21 protein-coding genes and 1 pseudogene are annotated in these 24,519 nt (G+C 51.4%); 5 read left to right on the forward strand and 17 right to left on the reverse strand.

Translation table 11 applies throughout. The features are described 5' to 3' along the window. Positions 1–46 precede the first annotated feature (46 nt). The 7 genes from CXIVA_RS04460 to CXIVA_RS04495 all read right to left on the reverse strand — a co-directional run bounded on the left by CXIVA_RS04460 (position 47) and on the right by CXIVA_RS04495 (position 8,180). A complete protein-coding gene (locus CXIVA_RS04460) occupies positions 47–2,545 on the reverse strand; it encodes a transglycosylase domain-containing protein (RefSeq protein ID WP_013976832.1) in 2,499 nt (832 codons plus the stop codon). A gap of 253 nt (positions 2,546–2,798) precedes the next feature. Further along, positions 2,799–3,293: a CarD family transcriptional regulator gene (locus tag CXIVA_RS04465; protein WP_013976833.1), complete on the reverse strand. Its 495-nt coding sequence runs from the start codon at positions 3,291–3,293 to the stop codon at positions 2,799–2,801. Positions 3,294–3,556: 263 nt separating this feature from the next. Continuing rightward, positions 3,557–4,276 carry a septum site-determining protein MinC gene (locus tag CXIVA_RS04470; protein WP_013976834.1) on the reverse strand — a complete coding sequence of 240 codons (720 nt, stop codon included), beginning with the start codon at positions 4,274–4,276 and terminating at the stop codon, positions 3,557–3,559. A gap of 14 nt (positions 4,277–4,290) precedes the next feature. Continuing rightward, on the reverse strand, positions 4,291–4,962 hold the full coding sequence (locus CXIVA_RS13320) for a 4'-phosphopantetheinyl transferase superfamily protein (protein ID WP_013976835.1): 672 nt from the start codon (positions 4,960–4,962) through the stop codon (positions 4,291–4,293). Between the two features lie 55 nt (positions 4,963–5,017). After that, complete coding sequence (locus CXIVA_RS04480; RefSeq protein WP_013976836.1) at positions 5,018–6,202, reverse strand: pyridoxal phosphate-dependent aminotransferase; 1,185 nt, start codon at positions 6,200–6,202, stop codon at positions 5,018–5,020. A gap of 336 nt (positions 6,203–6,538) precedes the next feature. Then, on the reverse strand, positions 6,539–6,733 hold the full coding sequence (locus CXIVA_RS04490; RefSeq protein ID WP_013976837.1) for a hypothetical protein: 195 nt from the start codon (positions 6,731–6,733) through the stop codon (positions 6,539–6,541). A 184-nt stretch (positions 6,734–6,917) separates the two neighbouring features. Then, on the reverse strand, positions 6,918–8,180 hold the full coding sequence (locus CXIVA_RS04495) for a C40 family peptidase (protein WP_013976838.1): 1,263 nt from the start codon (positions 8,178–8,180) through the stop codon (positions 6,918–6,920). A 444-nt stretch (positions 8,181–8,624) separates the two neighbouring features. Here CXIVA_RS04495 and CXIVA_RS04500 point away from each other — a divergent pair, with 444 nt between their 5' ends. Beyond that, positions 8,625–9,356: a lysophospholipid acyltransferase family protein gene (locus CXIVA_RS04500; protein WP_013976839.1), complete on the forward strand. Its 732-nt coding sequence runs from the start codon at positions 8,625–8,627 to the stop codon at positions 9,354–9,356. Between the two features lie 122 nt (positions 9,357–9,478). Here CXIVA_RS04500 and murF read toward each other — a convergent pair whose 3' ends face one another. The 3 genes from murF to CXIVA_RS04515 all read right to left on the reverse strand — a co-directional run bounded on the left by murF (position 9,479) and on the right by CXIVA_RS04515 (position 13,275). Next, the gene (murF, locus tag CXIVA_RS04505; protein WP_041728410.1) at positions 9,479–11,149 is read right to left on the reverse strand and encodes a UDP-N-acetylmuramoyl-tripeptide--D-alanyl-D-alanine ligase; all 1,671 of its coding nucleotides are present in this window, start codon (positions 11,147–11,149) and stop codon (positions 9,479–9,481) included. 84 nt (positions 11,150–11,233) lie between these two features. Next, on the reverse strand, positions 11,234–12,280 hold the full coding sequence (locus CXIVA_RS04510) for a D-alanine--D-alanine ligase (RefSeq protein ID WP_013976841.1): 1,047 nt from the start codon (positions 12,278–12,280) through the stop codon (positions 11,234–11,236). A 38-nt stretch (positions 12,281–12,318) separates the two neighbouring features. Further along, entirely contained in the window at positions 12,319–13,275 is a 957-nt protein-coding gene (locus tag CXIVA_RS04515) for a helix-turn-helix domain-containing protein (protein WP_013976842.1), read from the reverse strand. Positions 13,276–13,602: 327 nt separating this feature from the next. Here CXIVA_RS04515 and CXIVA_RS04520 point away from each other — a divergent pair, with 327 nt between their 5' ends. Next, on the forward strand, positions 13,603–14,010 hold the full coding sequence (locus CXIVA_RS04520) for a CidA/LrgA family protein (RefSeq protein WP_013976843.1): 408 nt from the start codon (positions 13,603–13,605) through the stop codon (positions 14,008–14,010). 1 nt (position 14,011) lies between these two features. After that, on the forward strand, positions 14,012–14,704 hold the full coding sequence (locus tag CXIVA_RS04525) for an LrgB family protein (protein WP_013976844.1): 693 nt from the start codon (positions 14,012–14,014) through the stop codon (positions 14,702–14,704). An 81-nt stretch (positions 14,705–14,785) separates the two neighbouring features. Here CXIVA_RS04525 and CXIVA_RS04530 read toward each other — a convergent pair whose 3' ends face one another. Together CXIVA_RS04530 and CXIVA_RS04535 are read right to left on the reverse strand one after the other, a co-directional pair. After that, on the reverse strand, positions 14,786–15,283 hold the full coding sequence (locus tag CXIVA_RS04530; RefSeq protein ID WP_013976845.1) for a phosphatase PAP2 family protein: 498 nt from the start codon (positions 15,281–15,283) through the stop codon (positions 14,786–14,788). A gap of 14 nt (positions 15,284–15,297) precedes the next feature. Then, entirely contained in the window at positions 15,298–16,524 is a 1,227-nt protein-coding gene (locus CXIVA_RS04535; protein ID WP_013976846.1) for a DUF4317 domain-containing protein, read from the reverse strand. 220 nt (positions 16,525–16,744) lie between these two features. On the opposite strand from CXIVA_RS04535, the gene CXIVA_RS04540 reads away from it, so the two are divergent. Next, on the forward strand, positions 16,745–17,548 hold the full coding sequence (locus CXIVA_RS04540) for a hypothetical protein (protein ID WP_013976847.1): 804 nt from the start codon (positions 16,745–16,747) through the stop codon (positions 17,546–17,548). Positions 17,549–17,630: 82 nt separating this feature from the next. On the opposite strand, the gene CXIVA_RS04545 is transcribed toward CXIVA_RS04540, so the two are convergent. The 4 genes from CXIVA_RS04545 to CXIVA_RS04560 all read right to left on the reverse strand — a co-directional run bounded on the left by CXIVA_RS04545 (position 17,631) and on the right by CXIVA_RS04560 (position 22,090). After that, positions 17,631–18,545, reverse strand: a complete 915-nt coding sequence (locus CXIVA_RS04545; RefSeq protein ID WP_013976848.1) for a LysR family transcriptional regulator — start codon at positions 18,543–18,545, stop codon at positions 17,631–17,633. 14 nt (positions 18,546–18,559) lie between these two features. Beyond that, a complete protein-coding gene (locus CXIVA_RS04550) occupies positions 18,560–19,510 on the reverse strand; it encodes a uroporphyrinogen decarboxylase family protein (RefSeq protein WP_013976849.1) in 951 nt (316 codons plus the stop codon). Positions 19,511–19,537: 27 nt separating this feature from the next. Next, positions 19,538–20,851, reverse strand: a complete 1,314-nt coding sequence (locus tag CXIVA_RS04555; RefSeq protein WP_013976850.1) for an MFS transporter — start codon at positions 20,849–20,851, stop codon at positions 19,538–19,540. A gap of 312 nt (positions 20,852–21,163) precedes the next feature. Next, positions 21,164–22,090, reverse strand: a complete 927-nt coding sequence (locus tag CXIVA_RS04560; RefSeq protein ID WP_013976851.1) for a LysR family transcriptional regulator — start codon at positions 22,088–22,090, stop codon at positions 21,164–21,166. A gap of 184 nt (positions 22,091–22,274) precedes the next feature. On the opposite strand from CXIVA_RS04560, the gene CXIVA_RS04565 reads away from it, so the two are divergent. Next, positions 22,275–23,309: a putative sulfate exporter family transporter gene (locus tag CXIVA_RS04565; protein ID WP_013976852.1), complete on the forward strand. Its 1,035-nt coding sequence runs from the start codon at positions 22,275–22,277 to the stop codon at positions 23,307–23,309. Between the two features lie 87 nt (positions 23,310–23,396). Here CXIVA_RS04565 and ltrA read toward each other — a convergent pair. Further along, positions 23,397–24,459, reverse strand: a pseudogene (gene ltrA, locus CXIVA_RS04570) (group II intron reverse transcriptase/maturase); the annotation flags it as partial. Positions 24,460–24,519: the final 60 nt, after the last annotated feature.

Consider the following 24,519-nt stretch of genomic DNA (forward strand, 5'->3'; position numbering starts at 1 on the left):
GTCCTATCGTTCATGCAATCCTTTCGTATCTCTTTTGTATCTCTTGTTATTCTGTCGTAGACGGTCCCCCTGTCCGGGAGCTTGACTCTTTGCCTCCTGCAGGGTTTTCAGAGGTGTTTCCGCTTTTATGTTCGGATGACTCCCCTTTCTTTCCCCCTTGTTCGGAAGAACCGCTTTCTTTTTGGGAATCTTTCTCCTGTTCGGAACCGCCTGCTGTGTTTCCGTTTTCCGTCTCGGATTTCTGGTTATCTGTTATACTGCTGTCTGTTTTATTTTGTGTGGATTCTTCCGAACCGTCATCCATGGAAGCGCCTGTTTCGCTCTGGGTACTGCCCTGACTTCTGCTTCCGGAAGAAGACGACGACCTGGAGCTGTAATGGGACGTTGTCTTTTCGATATCGAAGGACTTGGTTTCCTTTCCCTTAACCAGCGCATACATCGCTTTGCGCCAGATAGAAGCCGGATAGGTACCGCCGTACAGATTGGACAGGGTTTTCGGCTGATCATAGCCCACCCATACCGATATCGTGTAGTATGGCGTATAACCGCAGAACCATCCGTCTTTGCTTCCGTTTGTGGTACCGGTCTTGCCGGCGGCGTCCGTACCGGAATATTCATACCAGTCCATGGATGCAGCAGTACCGTTGGTGATGACATTCATCATCACATCTGTCATGGTATCCGCTGCGGTCTTGGTATATACCTGCTTGCTGGACGGAGCGGAATAAATGTCTTTTCCGCTGCTGTCCAGGAAGGTTTTGATGCAGTCTGTTTCAGTATATTCGCCGTGGTTTTCCAGCGTATGATACGCATTGGCCATCTCCACCGTAGTTACGCCATGGGTCAGACCGCCCAGGGCAGCGCTCATGGTATAGTCCTGGGGCACGATTTTTGTGAACTTCATATCTGTCACATACCCGAGTCCCGTGGAAGGCCTGATTTCATTAAACAGCCAGTACGCGCATCCGTTAATACTCTTTGTGACTGCGTTCCGCAGGGTCATCGTGGGGCCGGACATGGAGCTGATGGTTCCGGCGGTGGCTTTTTTCGCCGCGGACACATCAATATTTTTCAGGCTGGAATACTGGGAGTATCCGTTTTCCAGCGCTGGTGTGTACACAACCAGCGGCTTAAAGGTGGAACCCGGCTGCCGGTAGCTCTGAAATGCGCGGTTCAGCGAGTAGGAATTCACTTCGTCCTGATCGCGGCCGCCGATAATCGCTGTCACCTTTCCGGTATCATTGTCAATAACGGTCATGGCACCCTGCAGGGCATAAATTCCGTTGGAATTTTTGGCTGTGCTGAAGGACAGGGTCTCATCCAGCGCTTTCTGCATCTGCGCCTGGGTATCCAGGTCAATGGTGGTAGTGATCTTGTATCCGCCGGTATACAGTTCGTGCTCTGCCTGGGAATAGGCTTCCTCATATTTTGTGAGGTATGCATTGTACTCCTTGGCACTGTCAAACTTATAAGTAAAGTCAAAGCCTTCCTGTTTCATCAGGTATTTTACCGCGCAGTTCACCGCATAAGTGGTTTCGTAGTTGTACTTTTTGGCAGACGTCTTCTTTTTTTTGATTTTTATCTTTTCGCTGGCTGCCTTGTCATGCTGCGCCTGGTTAATATAGCCCTGCTCCAACATATCCGCGAGGATCTTGTTGCGGCGGGACAGCGCATGTTTCGGATATTTGTAGGGATTGTAGTATTCCGGACGGTTCGGGATGGCACACAGATACGCGATCTGGGAAAGATCCAGTTCATCGGCGGATTTGCCGAAATATGCCTGTGCCGCGTCCTCGATGCCGTAGATTCCGTTGGCAAAGCACACATTATTGCAGTAATACTCCATGATCTGCTTTTTGGTGTATTTTTTTGCCAGTCCTTTGGAAAGGAAGATTTCTTCGATCTTGCGGCTGATCTTCTTCTCCTGTGTCAGATAAACCGTACGCGCCAGCTGCTGCGTAATCGTGCTGGCACCTTCTGCCACGCTGCCGCCGGTCCGCACATAGTTCACCAGTACGCGGGCGATTCCCTTGGTGTCGATGCCGCTGTTTTCCCAGAAAGTCTGGTCTTCCACCGCCACAAACGCATTGACCACATTGGCTGGAATATCCTCATAATCCAGATATGTGGCATCGGCATCGCTGGACAGCTCCGCCATCTGTGTTCCGTCCGCGCTGTACAGGAAAGAGGGCTGCGCCAGTCTGAAATCCGACGCTTTGCTCTTGTCCAGAATTTTTTCCGCGGCATTTCGGTACCCGAGGATTCCCTTGCCGGTCTGCTTGTACAGATATGCGCTGCCTGCGCCCAGCCCGGCGGCTGCCACAAGGACGATTACCAGAATCACCAGGAAAAACCGGCGGAAGAAATCCGCCCGTCTGGCCCGGGCCAGACGGCGTCTGTATTCGGCCTTGCCCACCGGGTTCTGAATCTGTGCCAGTTTGACACGTTTGACATAGGAACGGATCTTTTTATGCTTCCGCTTCTGATTCCCTCCGGATCCGGAACGGGAAGTCTCACGCTCAGGTCTTCTCTTACTATTACTCATAATTCGTCTCCGTCACTCATCTGCCCATTATCCGGGCAGTCTGTGTGCTCTTTCACAAACCTATGGTTCCACTCAGCCATTGTCCGTTAATCTTATCAGAAATGTCCTATTTTGTCTATTCTGCCAGAAAAACAGGGGTTTTGCCACTCCGCAGGCGACTGAAAGAACTGTTTTCTCTAAAAAAAAGAGGCTCCTCTGTACTGACGCAGGGAAACCTCCAATAAGGGAACAGGAATATGCCCGTTCCGGGCTGTCAAATATTTTCTTCCATATAAGCCCGCATCTCTTCATGAGATACATCCAGGGCGATGGACAGCTCGTCAAAGAGCTCATGCTCTGCTGCCCGCAGATACTTTTCATCCAGGGCTGTGACTTTCTTGCCCATTTCGATGCGAACCTTCCGTCTGGTATACAAGGTCTTGATAATGCTGACCCAGACCCTGCAGTCGCAGGTTTTCATCGCTTCTTTGTAATGGACTTCCCGTTTCTTCTCATCCGGGATCTGCAGCTCCTTGATATTCGGGATATCATCCATGAGCTGCTTTGCCTCATCTCTGGTAATCACCCGGCGAATCACTGCTTTCTGGCTGTTTACCGGAAGGTAAACCGTCGCGCCCTGATCCTCAACAGGCTGCAGGATATAGTATTCCTTCGCTTCTGCCGCACCCGGAAGATCTACCGTCGTGATATCCTTTACCGTGCAGACACCTTTATTGCCATATACAACATATTCACCAATTTTAAACATATACGCAGACTCCTTCTGCATAATATTTTAACACAAATTCGGAAGTTTTTGGAGTCTGATTTGTAAATGTCTGAATATTCATCATATTGTCTGTCTTGTCCTGGAGAGCGTCTTATTTTTTTGGCATCAATCGCCAAAAATCATGCGCAAAACGCATAAATTTTGTTAAAAATTTATTTTCCAGGCAAAAACAGCATGAGCATTCTGCCGGATCCGTCCGGTTTCCGTCCCCCTTCTCTGTGCCGTCAGTTCCGTCACGGGGCTCACAGTTTCTGATAGAGATCCTCCAGCGCCTGTTTGGTAATGCTCCGGTATACGACCTGGTCCCCGGAACGCACCGCCATCTGCGGACGGAAACTGCCTTCCGGCGGTTTTCTGCGAAACAGTCCCCGTTTTTCCGGTGCCGGTCCGCCTTCCACCGATGCGTCCCCGATGGTGACGCGTTCCGGCATCATCTCCATGGCCGCCGCGAAACACCGGTCATTTCCTCCGATTCCTGCGCAGGCAGTGCCGGCTAGGACGCCAAGCACCACAACATTTCCCATGGACAGCACCTGCGCGCCCGGCTCCACGTTCCCGCAGATCAGAACGCTTTCCCTGCTTTCCAGAATGTCGCCTGCCTGAAGGGTTCCCTGAAAATATCCCTTTGCGCGGATCAGGTGGTCTCCGGCGGTCTCCTCCGGGCCCGCCTGGCGAAATGCTTCTATACGGCTTCCGATCAGTGCTTCGTGGAATTCATCCTGCTCCAGCAGGAACAGGATACGGGCCCCGGAAGCCTCGGTAATCGTTCGGATCAGAATCTGTTCCTCTTCTTCGGACAGCTCCCTGCCTGCAAAGGACAGAACCAGCTCCGCGTTCTGAAAGAATCTGGCAGATTCTGTAAATTTATCCCGGACTGCCTGTTCCAGCACATCAAAGGAAACTGCCGGATCCAGGATCAGATTGATTCCGTTTCGATTGCTTTTTATTGTTACGGTCTGCACTTATGAATACCTCCTTACTGCCGCCAGTCGCCATGCTCCAGGGCAATCAGCCGGATTTCTGAATGTTCCCCCGCGGTCAGCACCATAGAACCCATGTCTCCCCAGGCAATCTCCTGCTGTACCGCCTGCGGACAGCCGGCAATCCGGTGCTGCTCCGGCTCCGGTTCCATACCGGTCTCTTCTGTCTCTGCCTGCCCGACCACGCAGAACCCGTCCATTCCGCTGCTGAGTCCCTTCCCCGTATACTTCAGATAACTTTCTTTATAGGCCCACATCCGGCAGAACTGATCCATTCCGTGGCGTCTGAGCCATGCGGCCTCCGCGGGATGGAAAAAACGTTCCGCCAGCCGCTCCGCATGCACGCTGCGTTCCTCCTGGATATCCAGTCCCACTTCCCGGTCGGATATCGCGCAGGCCCACCAGCCGCCGCTGTGGGAAATGGAAAAACGTATCTCCGGCGCATCCGGAATCCAGGGCTTGCCCTCCGGCCCGGTGTGTATCCAGCTTTCCTTTCGCGGCGGATCGCTCTTTGTCTCCCTGCCGTCCCGGTCCTGTCCGGATGCATCCAAAAAACCGGGGCAGGACATGCCCCGGTTCTTATATTCTTCTGTAACTGCCTGTTTCAGCAATTTGTGGGAGCCATGTCTGCCGTCCCACCTGGTATAATAGATCCGTGTCAGCATCATAGCCCTATTCTAGCAGACCGGACTCCGGAATACCAGTGTTTCCGCTGATTCGCTCCTACTGCTGGTATTTTTCATACAGGCGGCGGAATCCATCCAGGCTGCGGCGGGCCACATCATCCGGCACACAGTAAGAGATTCTCACCCATCCCGGTCCGTAGAACGCGTCCCCCGGCGCCATCAGAATCCGTTCTTCCTTGGCTTTTTCACAGAAAGCCGGCGCATCCGGTTCCAGCGCCTTCATAAACAGATAAAAGGCTCCGTCCGGATGAATGCAGGTATAACCGATCTCTGTCAGACCTTCATACAGAATATCCCTGGTCTTCCGGTAGATATCGATATCCACCGTCGCATCGATGCATTTTAACAGCATCCGCTGCTGCAGCGAAGGCGCGTTTACATAGCCCAGATACCGCATGGAAGCGGTAACGCCAGCGAACAGGTCCTCATAATCCGTGACATCCGGCTGCATTGCCAGATAGCCGATCCGTTCACCGGGAATCGACAGGGTCTTGCTGAAGGAGTATACCACGATTGTATCGCGGTAATAGTCCGTCAGATACGGCACTTCGATTCCGTAGGCCAGCTTACGGTAAGGCTCATCGGAAATCAGATAAATGGGATGTCCGTATTCCTCTTCTTTTTTCTTTAAAATATCGCAGACTGCCTGCAGAGATTCCCTGGTATAGACTGCTCCGGTGGGGTTGTTCGGCGTATTGATCAGCACCGCCCTGGTCCGCTCTGAAAAGGCGGCTTCAAAGGTCTTCGGATCCGGCTGAAGGGTCTCCATATTGCACAGGGCCGGCACCAGCTTGCCGTATACCGTCTCCACATAACTCTTATATTCCCAGAAATACGGTGCGAATGTAATCACTTCATCCCCATAGTCCAGCAGGGTATTACATAAAATTGTAATCGCCGCGGCGGCTCCGGAAGTAATGGCAATTCCGCCTGTTTCGTAAGAGGTACCATACTTCTGATTCAGATAATCCGCCACATGCTGCCGCACATCCGGATGTCCGACATTGGCCGGATATCCGTGCAGTGTCAGCGCGTCCTCTGTATCCAGAATCTCCTTCATGGTCTCATTGACAATGGCCGGCGGCGCTACGCTGGGATTGCCGATGGTAAAATTGAAAATATTTTCTTTTCCATATACTGCAGCCATCCGCTTGCCTTCTTCAAAAATATCACGGATGCTGATTCCCTCATCCAGGGATTTGCGTAATCTCTTTGCTATCATGTCTGCTCCTATATTTACCAATCAACGTGTTAAAGCAATAAACACGTGAATCTATCTTACCACACATTTCCGCATATGAAAATGTTTCCCGGTAAAAGCCCGCAGAATTTTTCAGGCCCAGTCCGGCGGGTGATGCTGCCTTTCCGCCGGCTGCGGACGCCGGTCTGGTATTTCGCCGGAGCAGTTTGGACAGGTGGCGACTTTCCACGGGCTGCGGCGCCGGCAAAACAGCGTGCAGGCATCCGGAGCTCCCCCTATCTTTCCGCGCAAAGAAGCCGTGAAAACGAAGGCTCATTTTCACGGCTTCTTTGCTGCTTTCCGTTCGCAGATAATTGTCTAAAATGGCAGAACGCTGCGGATTCCGGCCTTTACTTTGCTGAAGCAGGAAGCGCTTCCCCGGTCCTCATCACAGCCGAAATCATCCTCGAATTCGTCAAATTCGTCATCTTTTGTAAAATAAATATACGCTACATAAATGATACCTATCAAAATACATACGATAAGAAAAATCTTAAACAGCTTCTTCAGCATGATCACGTCTCCCTTCTTTTCAGCAAATGCCCTGTCTATTCTGAGATTATTTTACCACAATCACAGAACTGTCACAAGGAAGAAACCGACCGATCCAGCCGGAAATCAGAGGATTCCGCAGCAATCTGCCATGACACGAACAGAGGCATCCGGGTTTCCCGGATGCCTCTGTCTTTCGTATGGTTTAGAAAATTCTTCTCACTGCAAGAATCGTTCTGTAATGTACGTTTGTATATTTGATGCCGCCTCTCGGATACGGAGCGGAGTTGCTTGCGTTCAGCAGCTGACCGCCGCCGGCGTAAATTCCCACATGACCGGCATAGCATACAATATCGCCCGGCTGCATATCGGACTGGGATACTCCGCGGCCCACGCCACGCAGCGCGCTGGAGGAATGGGGAAGGGATACGCCAAAGTGTGCGTATACTGCCATGACGAAACCGGAACAATCCGCGCCGTTGGTCAGGCTGCTGCCGCCCCATACGTATCTGTTGCCCACAAACTGTGCGCCGTAGCTTACAACCGCGCTTCCGCTCCTGCTGGATGAGCTGGAGGAGCCGCCGGAGGAAATGTTCTCGCTGTCAGAACTGGATCCGGAAGATCCGCCGGAAGAAACATTTTCACGGTCGGAACTGGAGCTGGAAGATCTCGAAGAGCTGGAGCCGGAGGAACCGGAGTTCGAAGAACTCGAGGAACTGGATCTGGAAGCGGATGCCTTTGCGGCTTTCTGCGCTGCAGCCTTCCGTGCTGCGGCTTTCTGTGCTGCTGCCCGCTCTGCGGCCTCTTCCTCCTGAACTGCTTCCGCATACTTCGCTGCGAGTGTCTTTGCTTTCGCAAGCTGGGAATTAAATCCGGATAACTGGGACTTTTTCTTTTTAATCGTAGTTTTTAAAGTGGCCTTCTCATGATTGTAAGAATCCTGGGTTTCTTCCAGTTCGGCCTCTTCTTCTTCCACTTTCTTCAGAAGTGTATTTACCTTCTTTACCGCAGCCTGGTACTCGGTAAGCATCTCCCGGTCACTGCTGTATACCTGGGACGCATAGGATACTTTATTTAATGCGTCACCGAAATTCTTTGCCTCCAGGAAAGTGGTCAGATAAGAAGTCTGTCCGTTCTCATACAGATAGCGGATTCTCTTTTTCATTGCGTTATACTGATCCTGCTCGTCCTTCTGCGCCTTGGCAAGATCTGCCTTCGTCTGGGCAATCTCTGCTTTCTTGGCAGCAAGATCCTTCTCAATAATGCTGATATTGACCAGCACATCGGAAAGGTCCTTGTCCAGTCCGTTCAGCTGTGACTGAATCGAGGATGTCTTGGACTTCAGGCTGGATACCTGTTCATTCGCTGCCTTGAGCTTTGCGCTGCTCGGCGCCGCAAATACTGCCTGGGATCCTGTAATCACCATGGCTGCTGCAAGTGCGAAAGCAAGAATTCTTTTCTTCTTCATCTCTGACTTTTACTCCTTTTTCTGCCGTTCTGCTGCCGCCGCGGCACAGCCGCTGCAGCGCTGTATCATACCGCGCGTCCATACGGACTGCGCATTTCTTCAATCGTCATCAGCGAAATTATATCACCTGCCTGCAACAATTGCAACCAAAATGACAACTTTATAGAAATTTTATGAATCTTTTGTAACATTTCCGTAATATTTCAGTTCCCCGTTCTCTCTCGCTGTAACCCCTGATTTTTCTGCGCTTTCATCACTTTTTTCCGCTGTTACATTTGTCATATTTCGGATATTATTTTCTCCTCTGCCCCTGATTTGTTACAGATTTCCGCCGTCTGTTTCCCTGCCGGCCATTTCCGAAATCTTCCCTATTCTGATATATACGACGTCTGCAACTTCTGCTATAATCACAGAGGATATTCTTGCGTCGGGGAGGACACAATTATGTTACGTACGATTTGCGGCGTTGCCGCTGCGCTGATCTTTCTGATTTTCTGGATACCCGTACTGGGCATCGAATATCTGATCAGCAGAAAGAACAAAGAAAAGGCAGACCTGCAGTGTCTGCACATGGTTCAGTGGATTCTGCGGGTGATTTACAGAATCTGCGGCGTGAAGCTGACGGTCAAAGGCAGGGAGCACATTCCCCAGGACCAGGCAGTACTTTATGTCTGCAATCACCAGAGCTATTTTGACATTATCATCGGCTATACCCTGGTTCCCTCACGGACCGGCTATATCGCCAAAGATGACCTGGCGCGGGTACCCATTCTCCGCACCTGGATGAAACGGCTCTACTGTCTGTTTCTGAACCGGGATAACCCCCGGGAAAGCCTGAAAACCATCAAAACCGCCACGGAGCAGATCCGGCAGGGCATCTCCATGTGTATCTTTCCGGAAGGGACCCGTGGGGACGGAATCACGCTGCAGCCTTTTAAAGAAGGCAGTCTGAAGATGGCCGAACGCACCGGCTGTCCGGTCATTCCCATGGCCATCAGCAACACCTCCGCCATTCTCAAAGATCACATGCCTTTCGTAAAGCCGGTACACGTGATCGTGGAATACGGCGAACCCATTGATCCGACCCTGCTGTCCCGGGAGGAAAAACATCATATGGGACACATGGCCCAGGAACGGATCCAGGCCATGCTTGACCGCAACCGTTCCGAACTGTAATTCCCGGCCTGCCGCCGGGTGTGCGCAGAGCAAAAATCTTGAAAAAAAGATCTCCGGCGCCGGATAACCGGCCTGCCGGAGATCTTTTTGATGTCTGCGGATTCGCACAGGGAGCCAACCGCCTATGCGTTCGGCTCTGTAACAGCAAATTTTTCCTCTAATGCTTCCACAATCTTCGGGTAATCCATAAAATGGGATGCTTTCACCAGAATGGAGTCATTTCTGCGTACCAGCTGCAGCAGATCCTGAATCAGCTCTTCTTTGCTGTCAAAGTGCCGGACGGATCCGCAGCTGCCTTTTGCCCGTTTTCTGCCGGCAAGGATATCCGCCAGGTTTTCCACATGGCCGTCGGAATCCTGCGGAATCCCGCTGGCTTCTTTGGCTGCCCGGGCCATTTCCCGGCTCAGCTCGCCGGCGCAGTAAAGAATATCAATCTCCTTGCTGGCGGCATAGGCGCCCACCTGCGCATGCAGCTCCTTTTCCCCGGTTCCCAGCTCGCCCATATCGCCCAGAACCGCAATCGTACGTCCTTTGGCATAAGACAGCACATCCAGCGCCGCCTCCATGGAAACCGGATTCGCGTTATAACAGTCATCCACCACCAGGATGTTCCGGTCCAGATGAATCATATGGGACCGTCCCGCGATCGTCCGGGCCTGTCCGATTCCATCCACGATCTCATCCAGTGTCAGCCCAAGCTTTAATCCGACGCAGGCCGCGGCACAGGCATTATAGATATTGTGTATGCCGGGCAGGGGTTCGGAAATATGGCGCACAATAATATCAATACTGCCGGAATCCGACGCAGTCTTCCGGTCCGGGACCGGTGTTCCGTTTTCTTCCGCTTTCCGCCGGGCTGCCCGCGCCAGCACGCCTTCCGTGGCTGCCGTACCTGCCGGGTCGACGCAGATCAGATCAGCTTCCATGCCTTCCAGACCGTTGCTGGTCACCGATGTGGCCGTCACTGTATAGCGCTCCGGCTCCATGACGCGCTCCGCGCTGCCGTCTTCCACAAAATAGCGCATGGGCTGCACACCGGCCGGCGTTCCGATGGTATTTAATTTGTCATCGTTCCCATTGAGCACCACCGCGCCGTCTTTCCGCAGAAAATCAAAGATTTCTGACTTGGCCCGCAGCACGCCGTCCCTGTCTCCCAGAAATTCCAGATGACACTGCCCGATATTGGTCATCACACAGATATTCGGACGGGCCACTTTGGCCAGGCGGTGCATCTCCCCAAAGTCCGAAATGCCCAATTCGATTACCGCGGCTTCGTGTTCCGGCCGGATTTTCAGCAGGGTCAGGGGCATTCCCACTTCGTTGTTAAAGTTTCCTTCTGTTTTCAGGACATTGTATTTCTGTGACAGTACAGAAGCAATCATTTCTTTTGTACTGGTCTTGCCTACGCTGCCGGCAATGCCGATCACCGGGATATCCAGCTGGCTGCGGTAATATTCCGCAATATCCTTCAGTGCCTGCAGGCTGGATTTTACCAGAATGTACGGCCGGTCTTTCCTGCCCGCATCCGTCACGGTACTGTCTCCTGTGCCGTACAGCTCCTCCTCGCGGAGCTTACGCTCCGACAGCACAGCTGCCGCGCCCTGCGCAAACACATCCGGAATAAAGCGATGTCCGTCTGCCCGTTTTCCAACCACCGGAATAAACAGTCCGCCTTTCTGCACGGCGCGGCTGTCCGTAACCGCTCCCGTGATTTCTGTATCCAGCGCTTCCTCCGGACCGATGTACTGCCCCTGTACGGCAGCCGCAATATTTCGCAACGTAAGATTTTTCATAGTTTCTCCCATACTACACCTTCATCTTTGCTGTGTCCCGGAACTCCCGGCAGTCTGTATCTCCAGCTGCCCGGTTTTCCTGTTTCAGCGCTGATATGAGATTTCGATCAGTTTTTCACACAGTTCATTGAAATTCATGCCTTCGGCCGCTGCTTCCTGCGGCAGCAGGGAGGTGGGCGTCATTCCCGGAAGGGTATTTGCCTCCAGGCAGTACATTCTCCCGTCGTCATCCAGCAGAAAATCCATTCGGGAATAGGTATGCAGTCCCAGGGATGCCGCCGCGTTCACCGCTACCGCCTGCATATGCGCTGCCACATAATCCGGCAGATCAGCCGGGCAGGTTTCCACTGTGCTGCCTGCTTTGTACTTATTCTTATAATCATAGAAGCCGGCTACCGGGGCAATCTCAATCACCGGCAGGGCATGATCCGCAATCACGCCTACCGCGAATTCCCGTCCTTTGATGTATTCTTCCACAATCACACCGGTATCATATAAAAACGCGTCTTTCAGCGCCTGCCGATATTCCTCCGGGTTATGGGCAATGGACGTGCCGATGCTGGAACCGCCGCTGCAGGGTTTTACCACACAGGGATAGCCGAGTCCGGTTTCCGCAATGTCTTCCGGCGCCTCGGATTCCTCCAGATAAACCCCATTCGGGGTAGGTATGCCGTCTGCCATAAACAGCCGCTTGGTATACGCCTTGTTCATAGCCAGGGCGCTGGATATATAGTCGCTGCCGGTATACCGGATGCCAAACAGATCAAATGCTGCCTGAACCTTGCCGTTTTCCCCGTTTTCCCCATGCAGTGCCAGGAATACAATATCTGCCTGCTGGCAGATCGCAATTACATTCGGACCGAAGAAAGCATCGGACTGATCGCTGCGCATCGCCTTGACAGCTGCCAGGTCCGGAGCATCGGCTGTTACCGCCCCTGACGCCGCGGAAATCTGTTCCGCCCGGTCAAAAATGCCCATTACGTCCTGTTCTTTCTCTCCATATCCCATAAACACATCCAGCATGATCACCCGGTGTCCGTTTTCCCGCAATGCCCTGGTCACCTGACCGCCGGATACGAAAGATACATCCCGCTCTGTGCTGAGTCCGCCTGCTAATACAACGATATCCATCTGTTTTTCTCCTTTATGAGCTCTGTGTAAACTGTTCTTTATGATACTCCATTTCCCCCGGTTTGTGAATGCTGATTCCGATATTTCCCGGGTGTGACGCCGCGCCTTTTCTTAAATTCCGCAATAAAATGGCTGCTGTCGTTAAATCCCACCTCACTGGCCACCTGCGTCACATTCAGATTGGTCTCCCGCAGAAGCACACAGGCTTTTTCCATCCGGTAATGCAGCAGATATTCATAGGGGCTTGTGTTCAGAATACTCTGAAACAGACGGTTGCATTCCGCCTGACTGATATGGGCCAGTTCGCAGATTTCCGCCAGGTCGATCTTCCGGGCATAATTCCGGTGCAGATAGGTAAGGATTTTCTGTACCGCGTCCTGTTTGCGGATAAACGCGGAGGACACCTTCTTATCCCCGCTCTCCACGTTTGCGATAAAGGTAGCCCACATGCGCTGCAGATACCCGACAATCTCATATTCTCTGCCGTAGCACTCCGGCTGATCCAGGTACCGGCTCAATCCATAGAATTCATCGATCAGACGGTTCTGCCATTCTTCCCCCCTGGTCAGCAGAATCGCCTGCAGGCTGCGGTTGTCTGTGATCCGCTTCACATATTCCTGCTCCATACTGCTTCCTTCGATAATCGCCAGGAGCTTCGGGGAAAAATTCATGCTGATGAACCGTCCGTCACCGATTACCTTTTTGGTCATGTGGATGGCATCGGAATTGATAAACAGCATTTCCCCTTCCTTCAGCTCGTACTCCACGCCGTTGACATATTCCAGGACGGTGCCTTTATCCGCGATTGTAAACTGCAGATCATCGTGCCAGTGCGGATAATGAAACCCGGCGCCATAAGGCTCACAGGTATCCTGGGTCACGATAAACCGCACAAAGGGAAAATCCCGGTTTCGATACAGTTCCTCCGGTCTTCGCTGAATCTTTTTTCTGTTTTCCTGACTGGCATACTTTTCGTTTCCCGTATATTCCTTCATCAATGCAACTCTCCATTTTTCTCACGGTCCGCTGTTTTTTCTTCTTTTTATCATAGTCAATGTCCACAAGTATTATCAAGCATATTTATGCACTTTGACTTATAAAATTTTTGTTAAATATGACGAAACTATATGGGTAATTTCTCGATTTCTATTTGTCTTTTTCTTGTTTTTCTGTTTTAAATTTAACATTTTGACTGGATTATCATATATTTTGACTATATATCTATATTATTTTTGTATACACGGTGATATAATCACATCCTGAAAACGATATACAACTTTAACAAAAATCTTCTGCAAAAAGTTTAAAGAAGGCATGTGAAAATGAAGTACATTCGACAATTTTTTATTATTGCGGCGATCTCCCTGGCTGCCGAGATTTTACATCATTTTATCCCCCTGATGATCCCGTCCAGCATCTATGGCATGGTTCTGATGTTTGTATTGCTGATGACCGGTGCGGTCAAGCTGGAGCAGGTCGATCAGGCCGGTCATTTTCTCATTGATGTTATGCCGCTGATGTTCATCCCTGCCGGTGTCGGTCTCATCGACTCCTGGACAAATGTCAGCAGTATTCTGATCCCGGCACTGATCCTGATCGTGATATCCACCTTCCTGGTCATCGGCGCGGCCGGAAAGACCGCTCAGGCCATCATGACCTTTGAGACCGGTGAGGAAGCCGAGGAAGAAGCAGAAGAAGCAGACAAAGAATCTCCCTGGGAGGTACAGTAGTATGAACCACCTGTTCAGTTCTTCCGCGTTCTTTGGAATTGCGCTGAGCCTGGCCGCCTACTTCGGTGCCGAGCAGCTGAAAAAAAAGTTCAACAAGGCGTTTTTGAATCCCCTGCTGATTTCCATCGCAGTGATCATTACCGTCCTTGCTTTTACACATATAAGCTACAAAACTTACTACAGCAGCGCCAAGTTTCTCGGGTATCTGCTGACACCCGCCACTGTATGCCTGGCCATTCCTCTGTATGAGCAGATCACACTGCTCAAAAAAAACTGGAAGGCCGTATTCATCGGCATTGTAGCCGGTACGCTGACCAGCATGATCAGCATCTTTGTCATGGCAAAGATTTTTCACTTTACCCATGATCAGTATGTCACCTTCCTGCCGAAATCCATCACCACCGCAATCGGTATGGGTGTTTCCCAGGAACTGGGCGGCTATGTGCAGATCACCGTTGCCGCGATTATCATTACCGGCATTCTGGGCAATGTCATTGCCGACTTTGCCTGCAGGATTTTCCGGATTACCAATCCGGTGGCAAAGGGACTGGCCATCGGTACCGCATCCCATGCCATCGGCACTTCCCGCGCAGTGGAAATGGGCGAAGTCGAAGGCGCTATGAGCGGTCTTTCCATTGCGGTATCCGGATTGCTGACGGTGATCTTTGCCAGCACATTTGCTAATTTTATGTAATCTACTGTTTTCTTTGAAACATTTTCCCTTACAAAAGCTTCCGGCCAGGCCGGAGGCTTTTTTTCTGTGCATCCGTCTGTCTCAGATCATCCAGAACCCGAAAATCCCGAATCCGATCCCGATCAGCGCTCCAGCGATCACGTCCCGCGGAAAATGCACGCCTGCTGCCACCCTGATCCAGGCCAGAACTGCGGCAGCAATCAGGAGAACCGCGCCCAGCGGCGGATACACCGACCACACTGCCATTGCCACCATCGCCATCGAAAACACGTGTCTGCTGGGAAAGGATTTTCCGCTGGTTTCCTTGGGCAGAAGCGGCCGGATCTCCCACTGTTCATAGGGGCGCGGCATATTCCAGGACATACGGAATATGGAAACTGCCGCAAACAGAATCCCCGGAACCAGAAGATAACGGATGATCCACGGACTGCGCTGCAGGACCAGCAGGAATCCGCAGCCAATGTAGCTGACATACGCCAGAACTGTCAGAATCCGGTTCACCCACAAAAGCATACGGATCCGTCCCGGATGCTCCCGAAAAGGCGCGGACATTTTCAGATACTTCTCTTTCGTAAACATATGCCTGCCTCGCTCTATTCATTCAGCGCGTCGCCCGGGCGAATATATCCCTGAGACCCTGCGTCTGTATCCTTCCACTCTGCATTCTCCGCCGGTTCATATGCCGCGCCGCTGTCTCCTTCGGCGCTTACATGGATGCCATTTACTTCCACGCCCTCTTCCAGCGCGATCACCAGGCATCTTCGTCCGTCGATCATACGGGTTTCCACCAGATCGGAACGTTTCGGGTTCACTTTGACCACAACGTCCGCTGTCTTTACTTCAAACTTTCTGGTATCGGCAATGTTCTTTGCCATCACCCGCTGCTGCTCTCCCAGCTGCTGATCAAATTTCTCCTCAAATACCGGCAGTTTTTCCTCCGGCGCGCCGCTTCTGCGCAGGATATTCTTAAGTTCCAGTTTGTCCAGCTCCACCGGATCCGGGCTTTCCTTCGCTTCCTCCACCAGCTCATCCAGGGTATCATGCAGATTCCGAACGATCTCATAGCTGCAGTCTTCCCCCAGGGTTTCTTCCACAATAGCGGCAAACGACGCCTTCTGCGCGCCGGCAGTCACCGGCTGCACGCAGCCCAGCACCTGTTCCGTCAGTTCCGCGGACACTTCTTCCGGTTTTTTTGTGTAGTACAGCAGACTGTGCACATCCGTATTCCGGTCATTGAAGGCCGGGAACAAAAATCCCTGCTCCGGCAGGCCGATGATCCAGTCCCGGATCCGGTCTGTAATGGAATGCATCTCCGCATTGTAGCACAGGCCTGCTTTCGACAGCGTCACCGGACAGAGGCTGCACATGAGAAACGGATACATATAATCGGAGGCGTCCTCCATCTCCAGCCCGTCGCTGGTCTTCATCGGGATGTCATAAATCCCGTAGATCAGAAGGATCAGATAGTTCTCCGGATGATAGTAGGATTCAATAATCCGGTCATAAAAGGCATCCACCAGCGCCGGCTCCTTCAGCCCGGTGTCCCGCAGCGCAAGCAGGGACTTCTGTGTGCCTTCTCCCAGCTCCTGCTCCAGCGGGAACTCCATATTCAGCATATTTTTCCCAAGGGTGCCGGACAGATTTTTGCGGAAAATATCAAAATATTTGTACATTTCCCCCTCCGGCACAGACAAAAAGGGTTCTTCAAACTGCAGGACTTTATTTTTCTCCGCGTCTACGTAACACCCGCAGATCCGGTCAATACAGCTGCGTTCTTTGGTAAAAAGTTTTTTGATTTCGGCGATTTCTTTCTTATTCATATATAGAAGATTCCTCTGTGACTTTCTCTGAAATTACCTACGTATTGTACCAAAATCCGCAGATAAGCTCAACGTCCTGCAGACAGCGCATCACAGAGCAGGCGGGCAATCCGGAGAATGCATCTGTATTTCCCGGAATTTATGTTATAATTACCCCAAAATCCGCAGAACCATCTGCAAAGCACACAGATCTCACAAACAGAAAGAAGGATTTATCACTATGTCAGACGCAGCAAATTATATCCCGAATGCCGGCCAGACCTATCAGCCCATCCAGGAGAACATCCATATTCCATTTGCGGAATACACTGCCCCGGCCAAGCCGGATCCCCTGCTTCCGCCCCTTTCCCTCAGTCCGGAAGCGCTCGCCAAAGGCTACGAACTGCCCTCCCAGAAACAGCATTTTCTTCCCGGCGTAACTGCCAGAATGCTTGACTGGTTCTGGGCCAATATGGAAAAATGCTACTACCTCTGGGCCCCGGGCTCCCATAAGAAATTCAGCTGGGTCAAGGCCCCCGCAGCTTACGCTTTTGAAGATACCGTACACATGATTGCCGAAGCCTGCGAGCCGGGCATCCCGGTATTTGGCGGCGACGGTGTGGAAATCCACCGCCTGCATCTGGCGGAATTCTATCCTTTCACCACCTGCCTCTCCCACGCGCTCTGCGAAGGCGTCTTCAATGCCAAGGGCGAGCTGGTGGACTCTACGATTCACCTCTGGGAAGATACCGACGGCGGATGCAACCACATTACCGCCACTGTTACGAATTCCAGATGCTCCATGCCGCCGGATTTTGTCCTGGACATGCTGCGTGAAAATCCGGATCTGCATCCGGTCCCCAACTGGGCCACCGAACACGAAGACTACGAGGCAAGCCAGTGGCCGGTTTTTCTGCCCACCCTGTATCATCTCTGGGAGAATCACCCGGATCCGTCCCAGAACGTATCCTGTGATCTTTCTGTAACCAGGGGCGCGGACGGACGGTTCCGTTACAACGCACAAAACGGACCGGTGATACTCTGATACCTGAAATACAAAACGCCGTTCCTTTCCGTCAGATGGAATCACTGACGGGAACGAACGGCGTTTTTCTGTCCTGCGGCCTTCAGCCGAAGAAATGCAGCGCTTCCTCCACCACATCCTTCAGATAGGTTTTCTCATTTTCTTTCCTCCAGGCGAGCACGATGCTGCTGTGTGTATCCCGAAGCGGTACTTTGACATGTTTTTCCGCATTGACATCCAGATAATATCGGTCGCAGATAAATACCTCGTTATCACTGTTAATATTCAGCGTCAGGGAATTGGCCGACGATACATAATTGGTAATATTCGGCGCAAATCCATAAGGTTCGCACAGCCGCTGCAGCATCCGGACGTATTCCGGAAGCTGCCGGGGAGAGATACAGACAAATTCCGCCTCCCGCAGATCTGCTACCGACAGGCTCTCCGCCCCGGACAGCGGATTGCTTTTTCTCATGCACGCACAATGGGTCGCTGCTCCCAGTTCCCGATATTCGATCTGGGAAAGCTCCCTGTCCTGATAGTCATACAGAATGGAAAATACCAGATCCGCCTCGCCCCGCATCAGCATATTCCGCACATCCTGTGCCGCGTCAGACTCCACCCGCAGATGAATATCCGGATACTTCCGGCTGAAATCTGCCAGCAGCGGCAGAATCACCTGTTCCGGATCAAAGGAGTCCATGATGCCGATTACCACACTTTTGCTTTTTCCGGTCTGCAGCACATGGGCAAACTGAATATCCTCTTCCAGCCGGCTGACTTCATAGCGCCACTGCTCATAGAGATACTGTCCGGCCGGCGTCAGGGCCACAATCCGGTTGGTCCGGATAAAAAGCTGCAGGTCCAGCTGTGCCTCCAGACTGGCAATTTTCTTGCTTAACGTCGGCTGGGTCAGATTAAAATATTCCGCGGCGGCAGAGACGCTCAGGCTCTCTGCCACCTTAACGAAATACATAATCTGACCAAGACTCACATTTCTTACATCCACATTATGCATAAGTATCCTCAGCGTTACTGATAAAATCCTTCTCCGTATCTGCTGATCTCTTCTGTAACCACCGCGCGTACCTGATCGTTAATAATCGGCACCAGCGCCACATATCCGCCGCCGGGCGCCATTTCATCCAGTGTCCGGTGCACTTCACGGATGATTTCTTCCTCCGTTGCGTTCGGACGCTCCAAGACTCCCTGCGTGTCAAAGCCTCCGCTCAGAAGGATCTGTGAACCGAATTCCTTTTTAATGTCAGCGACCGGATTCACATACTGCAGCGGCTGAAGGGAATCAATTCCCATTTCCACCAGATCTCCGATGGTTGGATAGATATAACCGCAGGAATGCATCTCAAAGAGCATGCCTTCCGCGTGAACCGCGTCAATGACCCGCTGAATGCAGGGACGGATAAACGTGCGCCACATCCCCATATCGAAGAACATATTCTTATTATCTCCCCAGTCATCGTGGAATGCAATAATATCAAAATCAAAATATTTTTTCAGGATATGAATATATCTGCACTTAAAATCTGTCAGCGCCTCCATGAATTCATGCACCTCATCCGGGGTCTCATAAAAGGCGCAGGCAGCATTTTCAAATCCCATCAGACTGACCATCCGCTCAAATGGCCCTTCCAGAAGCATACAGAGGGATACCCGGTTTTCCCGGTCCCAGCCTGCAGTGGCCTCTGCAGCAATTGCCTCCCAGTCATAGCTGTCCAGATCCGGCATGGAAATATGCTCTTTCCAGTCTTCCAGATCTTCGATTACCTCTTTTCCCGGCGTCGGTGTCTGGGAATGCAGTTCCGGCGTATACGTCCATTCCACGCCAAACCAGTCCTTCCCCTGTCCTTCTCCGAAATACCGTTCTCCATACGAATCGCAGATATCGATATCTGTAAATCCGTTCGGTACATTGACCGGCAGTTCATGCCGATATGCCCGCAGTATATTTTCTCTCGCTGTCATATGATTTTTCCTTTCTCTTTCTGTATCTCAGTCTTCTGATTCTAACTGTCTGGTAAATGCTTCCGCTTCTTCTGTGCTCATGTAATCACGGTTAAACTGATGCTCATTGATAAACAGCACCAATACCACCACCAGCAGGGAAGCCACTGCCGCAATCACATAGGACATCCGGAGACTTCCTGTGGCATTCAGCACATTTCCATTGACGCAGAAGCCAAAGGACGATACCAGCGCCTGAATCGGGAACAATACACTGTTCACTTTTTTGAATCCATGCCGGCCAAACACGGCTGCCGGCAGGGAAGTGGTAAAGTTTGCCGAGCCTCCCAGCGCCAGGGCAAACATAATCAGGAACACGATCACCAGCGGACGTTTTTCCGTTACTTCCAGAAGCAGCGCTGCCGCATACCAGATACCGAAAAAGATCATCGTTTTTCTTGTCCCCAGCTTCTGGTCCATCGCGCCGATAATCCAGGAACCCACAATTCCCGCAAAGGCCAGAATCGTCATGATTCCCACAGCCTGTGCCTGCGTAAATCCCACCTCCTGGTTGCGCACTACCAGCTGTGTAATAATGACGGTGGATACAAACTGGAATCCGCCGGAGGCAATGGCTACCAGCCAGAAGGTTTTTCTGCGGAACAGGCGCTTGACTGTCCATCCGCCGTCGTCTTCGACTTCTTCCGAAAAATACTCATTTCGGTACACTTCATCGGATACATTGTCCGGATTTATGCCGCGATCCTGCGGATTGTTGCGCACAGCAGCCAGGCCTGCAAGTGCCAGTACCAGCAAAAGCACACAGGGAAGCACAACTGCCCGGGTAACCCCGAGACGCGCAACAAGCACCGTAATCAACGGAACAAAGAAGCCTGTGGACAAATTATGTCCCATCGTTGTATATCCCATAACAATGCCCTTTTTCTTAGGGAACCAGGAAGCCACCAGCGCGCCGCCTGAGATATACCCCGCACTCATGCAGCCGATGGTGCAGATACACAGCGAAATCCCATACTGTGCGAGGCTGTTCGCGTGCCCCATGCCGAAATATCCCACAGCTCCAAGGATCAGGCAGATGCAGGACGTAATCCTTGCGCCGATTTTCCGGTTCACCGCTCCCATAATAAAGAAGAAGACAACACCCACCATGGCAGCCACGGTTCCCATGTTCAGTACATTTCCGGCCGGAATCCCCAGTTTGGCCGCCACCGCCGGCGCCACTACATTCGAGCTGTCATTTACCATGCCGGCGTAAAACCAGAACATCAGCAGACAGTACAGAATCGTCCACCAGCCTTTGCCAAAGCCAAACAGCTCACTTTTCCTGTTTTTCTCTTTCATGAATTTCCTTCCTTTCCCTTTTGCAGCTGCTGTAAGCAGCAATTGTCTGATCCCTCCATATTCCGGTTGCTTATTCCTTATCTTTATTATAGATATGGAAAAACCCGTTGAAAAATTGTAAATCTTTATTTCAATATTCCATTTCAGAATACTGACACAGGCATCTGCTTCCTTGTCAAATCGCACCCGGATGCAGAAAAACGGCGGAGAAGAACCCGGTTTTCCGGTTTCTTCTCCGCCGCTGTATGCCCATTTTTTCTTAACGGTACACCTGCCTGCGCACCTGTTCAAACGTATCTTCCATCACATCTTTCATCCGGACTGGCCGCTGCCTGCTGCCGGCCCTCTGTCTGTCCGTTCCTTCATTCCCAGTTCCGCGCAGATTTCCCGGTAGATCGGCTCATGCACGCTGCCCCGTTCCCAGATAAAATTAAAGGCATGGGGCGTGTGAAAATCCCTCAGCGGGATCTGACGCAGCACTCCCTGATCAATCAACGACTGGGCAGCAGACAGATACATAAACGAAATCCCAGCGTCCTCCTGGAGCATCTGAAGAATCGCGTGCATCCCGCCGATTTCGCAGACTCTGCGAAAATCCCCAATCTGCAGATTCATCGCGTTTAACTGCCGTTCCAGAATCATCCGGGTCCCGCTTCCCTGTTCCCGGAGAATCAGGTTTTCCCCCAGCAGATCCCTGGTCTGATAGGGCTCTGCGGAAAACCTGTGGCCCGCCGCGCAGACCGGCACAAAAGGAACCATCGCGTACGGAATGGAATCATATTCCCGGCTGTTAAAATATCCCTCGACCAATGCAAAATGAATGATTCCCTCCCGCATATGGCGCAGCAGCACATCCGTATTGCTGATCTCCATCTGCACAGGCGTATCCGGGTGGCGCCGCATATAGCGCGCCAGAGGTTTCGCGATCACATATTCTCCAATGGTCTTTGTCACACCAAAATACAGGGGAAACACCTCCGGATCTTCTTCCTTTATGCGGCGCCGCAGCAGATCCTCATCATTCCGCATGGCCCCGGATACCTGCCGGAGCATTTCTCCCGCCCTGGTCAGCGTCAATTTTTTCCCGCTGTAGCAAAACAGCTTCTTTCCGTAATATTCCTCCAGATAACGGATGTGCTGCGACACGGCCGGCTGTGTAATATTCAGTCTGCGGGCAGCTTTTGTATAGTTCATGGTTTCACATACCATAAGAAATGTTTCGATCCGAAGATCCAGCATATCTCTTCTCCTTTTCTCTGACCTGGTCCGTTCCATCCATTGTTGTCCCGAAGGCTTCTGCTTCTCTATAATTATATCTTATTATTAAATAAAAATATATAATTTTTCATTATCGTTGTACTGCTGTATGCTAAGCACATGAAAACCACTATAAATCTTCAGGAAACAAGTGAGGTATCTGTATATGAAATTCTTAAAACAAAACGGTCCCGGGATTCTTTTCTGTCTGTGCATCGCCTTTCCCTGCTGGCTGCTTGGCCGTGCCATCCCGGTCATCGGCGGCGCTGTCTTTGGGATTCTGGCCGGTATGGTGATTACTCTGATCAAAAAGGACAAAACCGGACTGCAGTCCGGGATCCAGTTCACTTCCGGAAAAATCCTGCAGCTGGCTGTCGTTCTCCTTGGGTTTGGCCTAAATCTGAATGTGATTCTGGCTACCGGCCGCCAGTCTCTGCCGATTATCGTGTGCACCATCTCCACTTCTCTGATCCTGGCATTTCTCTGCAGCCGTCTGATGCACATTGAAGGAAAGATTTCCACCTTAGTAGGCGTCGGCTCCTCCATCTGCGGAGGCTCTGCCATAGCCGCCGCCGCGCCTGCCATTGACGCGGATGACGAGCAGATCGCCCAGGCCATTTCCGTAATCTTCTTCTTTAATGTCATCGCCGCCATCCTGTTCCCTGTGCTGGGTGCGGCCATCGGTTTTAACACCTCTTCCGGAGAAGCTTTTGGTATTTTCGCAGGTACTGCAGTCAACGACACCTCATCGGTCACTGCTGCCGCCTCCACCTGGGACAGCACCTGGCATCTGGGCTCTGCCACCCTGGACAAGGCAGTCACTGTCAAACTGACCCGAACCCTTGCGATCATTCCCATTACGATTGTTCTGGCGCTACTTCGGGCCCGCAGAGAAAAAGAAAACAGCCACGGCTCTTCCATCCGGGTATGGCAGATCTTTCCCAAATTTATCCTTTGGTTTATCGCTGCCTCTGCCATCACCACCATTGCCGTATCTCTGGGGGCTCCCGCGGAAGTATTTACCCCTGTAAAAGAGCTGAGCAAGTTCTTTATCGTCATGGCCATGACCGCCATCGGTTTAAACAGCAATATTGTCCATCTGGTGCGCAGCGGCGGAAAGCCCATCTTCCTGGGCGCCGTCTGCTGGGTCGGAATCACAGGCGTCAGCCTGCTGCTGCAGCACACACTGGGCATCTGGTAATACCCTTTCCCATAATCGAGTAGGAGGCGGTGACTAACCGCCGTCCTCTCACACCACCGTGCGTACCGTTCGGTACACGGCGGTTTCATTTCTTTTCTTTGTTCTTGGAAGTTTCCACTGTTTCCATATACACATACGTATTCTGTGGTAGAGCCATCCGTTGATGTCATCTATGTTATTCTTCATACTTGCAATTCCGTAGTAGTTAAGCCATCCCCTCGCATACACCTTGATTTTCTCAAGGCTTGGCTTGATTGACTGACATCGCTTACGGGAAGATAACTCCTTCCGTCCAGACTTAAACTTCTTCCATGACTTCGGATGAACTCGGACATAAATGCCTTTTCCGTTCCTTCCCAATGCAAAGCCAAGGAATTTAAAATTTCGGATCGCAAATACGCTGACAGTACCACTCTTTTCTCGGTTAACTGTAAGTTTCAGCCTCTCCTCAAGATATTTTGTACTGCTTTCCAAGAGTCTCTCTGATGCCCGCTTGCTCTTTGCAAGAAGCACAATGTCATCTGCATATCTTATGCATGGAACGCCTCTTTTCAAGAATTCTTGGTCGAACTCATTGAGGTAGACATTTGCCAGCAATGGGGATAGATTTCCACCTTGTGGTGAGCCTTTCTCTGTGTCAATGACTACTCCGTTCTCCATTACACCGCTTTTCAGATAGCGCTTTATCAACTGTACTACACGTTCATCTTTTACATTCTTTCGGAGAAGATTGATGAGAATTTCGTGATTAAGAGTATCGAAGTACTTTGACAAGTCAAGGACTACAGCAAATGTATCGCCTTGTTCGGCATACTCCTTAACCTTGCGTATTGCGTCTTTTGCACTTCTGTTCGGACGATAGCCATAGCTACCCCCTGCAAACAGCGGTTCATAGATTGGCACTAACTGTTGGGCTATTGCCTGTTGAAGTGTACGGTCTACCACTGTTGGTATGCCAAGCTTTCGCACACCACCATCTGCTTTGGGAACCTCAACTCGTCTTACTGGAGACGGAGTATACTTTCCACGATAAATGCGGTCGGTTATCTCTTGTTGATGTTCCTTTAGATATGGAAGAGCCTCCTCAACGGTCATGCCATCAATTCCTGGCGCTCCCTTGTTTGCCTTGACTCCTACTATGACCTCTGCTGACTTCTGTGCGTTCAGCATTGCTTTATGCAAGGGTTACCTCTTTCAAGGCGTACCGCAC

This window comes from Clostridium sp. SY8519 (assembly GCF_000270305.1).
GTDB lineage: Bacteria > Bacillota > Clostridia > Lachnospirales > Lachnospiraceae > SY8519.

Excerpts from the sequence above, each read along its gene's own strand:
- CXIVA_RS04520 (WP_013976843.1), top strand. The coding sequence starts at position 13,603 with ATGAAGTACATTCGACAATTTTTTATTATTGCGGCGATCTCCCTGGCT.
- CXIVA_RS04465 (WP_013976833.1), bottom strand. The coding sequence starts at position 3,293 with ATGTTTAAAATTGGTGAATATGTTGTATATGGCAATAAAGGTGTCTGC.
- CXIVA_RS04495 (WP_013976838.1), bottom strand. The coding sequence starts at position 8,180 with ATGAAGAAGAAAAGAATTCTTGCTTTCGCACTTGCAGCAGCCATGGTG.
- CXIVA_RS04525 (WP_013976844.1), top strand. The coding sequence starts at position 14,012 with ATGAACCACCTGTTCAGTTCTTCCGCGTTCTTTGGAATTGCGCTGAGC.
- CXIVA_RS04535 (WP_013976846.1), bottom strand. The coding sequence starts at position 16,524 with ATGAATAAGAAAGAAATCGCCGAAATCAAAAAACTTTTTACCAAAGAA.
- CXIVA_RS04480 (WP_013976836.1), bottom strand. The coding sequence starts at position 6,202 with ATGATAGCAAAGAGATTACGCAAATCCCTGGATGAGGGAATCAGCATC.
- CXIVA_RS04530 (WP_013976845.1), bottom strand. The coding sequence starts at position 15,283 with ATGTTTACGAAAGAGAAGTATCTGAAAATGTCCGCGCCTTTTCGGGAG.
- CXIVA_RS04555 (WP_013976850.1), bottom strand. The coding sequence starts at position 20,851 with ATGAAAGAGAAAAACAGGAAAAGTGAGCTGTTTGGCTTTGGCAAAGGC.
- CXIVA_RS04565 (WP_013976852.1), top strand. The coding sequence starts at position 22,275 with ATGAAATTCTTAAAACAAAACGGTCCCGGGATTCTTTTCTGTCTGTGC.
- CXIVA_RS04500 (WP_013976839.1), top strand. The coding sequence starts at position 8,625 with ATGTTACGTACGATTTGCGGCGTTGCCGCTGCGCTGATCTTTCTGATT.
- CXIVA_RS13320 (WP_013976835.1), bottom strand. The coding sequence starts at position 4,962 with ATGATGCTGACACGGATCTATTATACCAGGTGGGACGGCAGACATGGC.
- CXIVA_RS04550 (WP_013976849.1), bottom strand. The coding sequence starts at position 19,510 with ATGACAGCGAGAGAAAATATACTGCGGGCATATCGGCATGAACTGCCG.
- CXIVA_RS04560 (WP_013976851.1), bottom strand. The coding sequence starts at position 22,090 with ATGCTGGATCTTCGGATCGAAACATTTCTTATGGTATGTGAAACCATG.
- CXIVA_RS04460 (WP_013976832.1), bottom strand. The coding sequence starts at position 2,545 with ATGAGTAATAGTAAGAGAAGACCTGAGCGTGAGACTTCCCGTTCCGGA.
- CXIVA_RS04515 (WP_013976842.1), bottom strand. The coding sequence starts at position 13,275 with ATGAAGGAATATACGGGAAACGAAAAGTATGCCAGTCAGGAAAACAGA.
- CXIVA_RS04510 (WP_013976841.1), bottom strand. The coding sequence starts at position 12,280 with ATGGATATCGTTGTATTAGCAGGCGGACTCAGCACAGAGCGGGATGTA.
- CXIVA_RS04545 (WP_013976848.1), bottom strand. The coding sequence starts at position 18,545 with ATGCATAATGTGGATGTAAGAAATGTGAGTCTTGGTCAGATTATGTAT.
- CXIVA_RS04490 (WP_013976837.1), bottom strand. The coding sequence starts at position 6,733 with ATGCTGAAGAAGCTGTTTAAGATTTTTCTTATCGTATGTATTTTGATA.
- CXIVA_RS04540 (WP_013976847.1), top strand. The coding sequence starts at position 16,745 with ATGTCAGACGCAGCAAATTATATCCCGAATGCCGGCCAGACCTATCAG.
- murF (WP_041728410.1), bottom strand. The coding sequence starts at position 11,149 with ATGAAAAATCTTACGTTGCGAAATATTGCGGCTGCCGTACAGGGGCAG.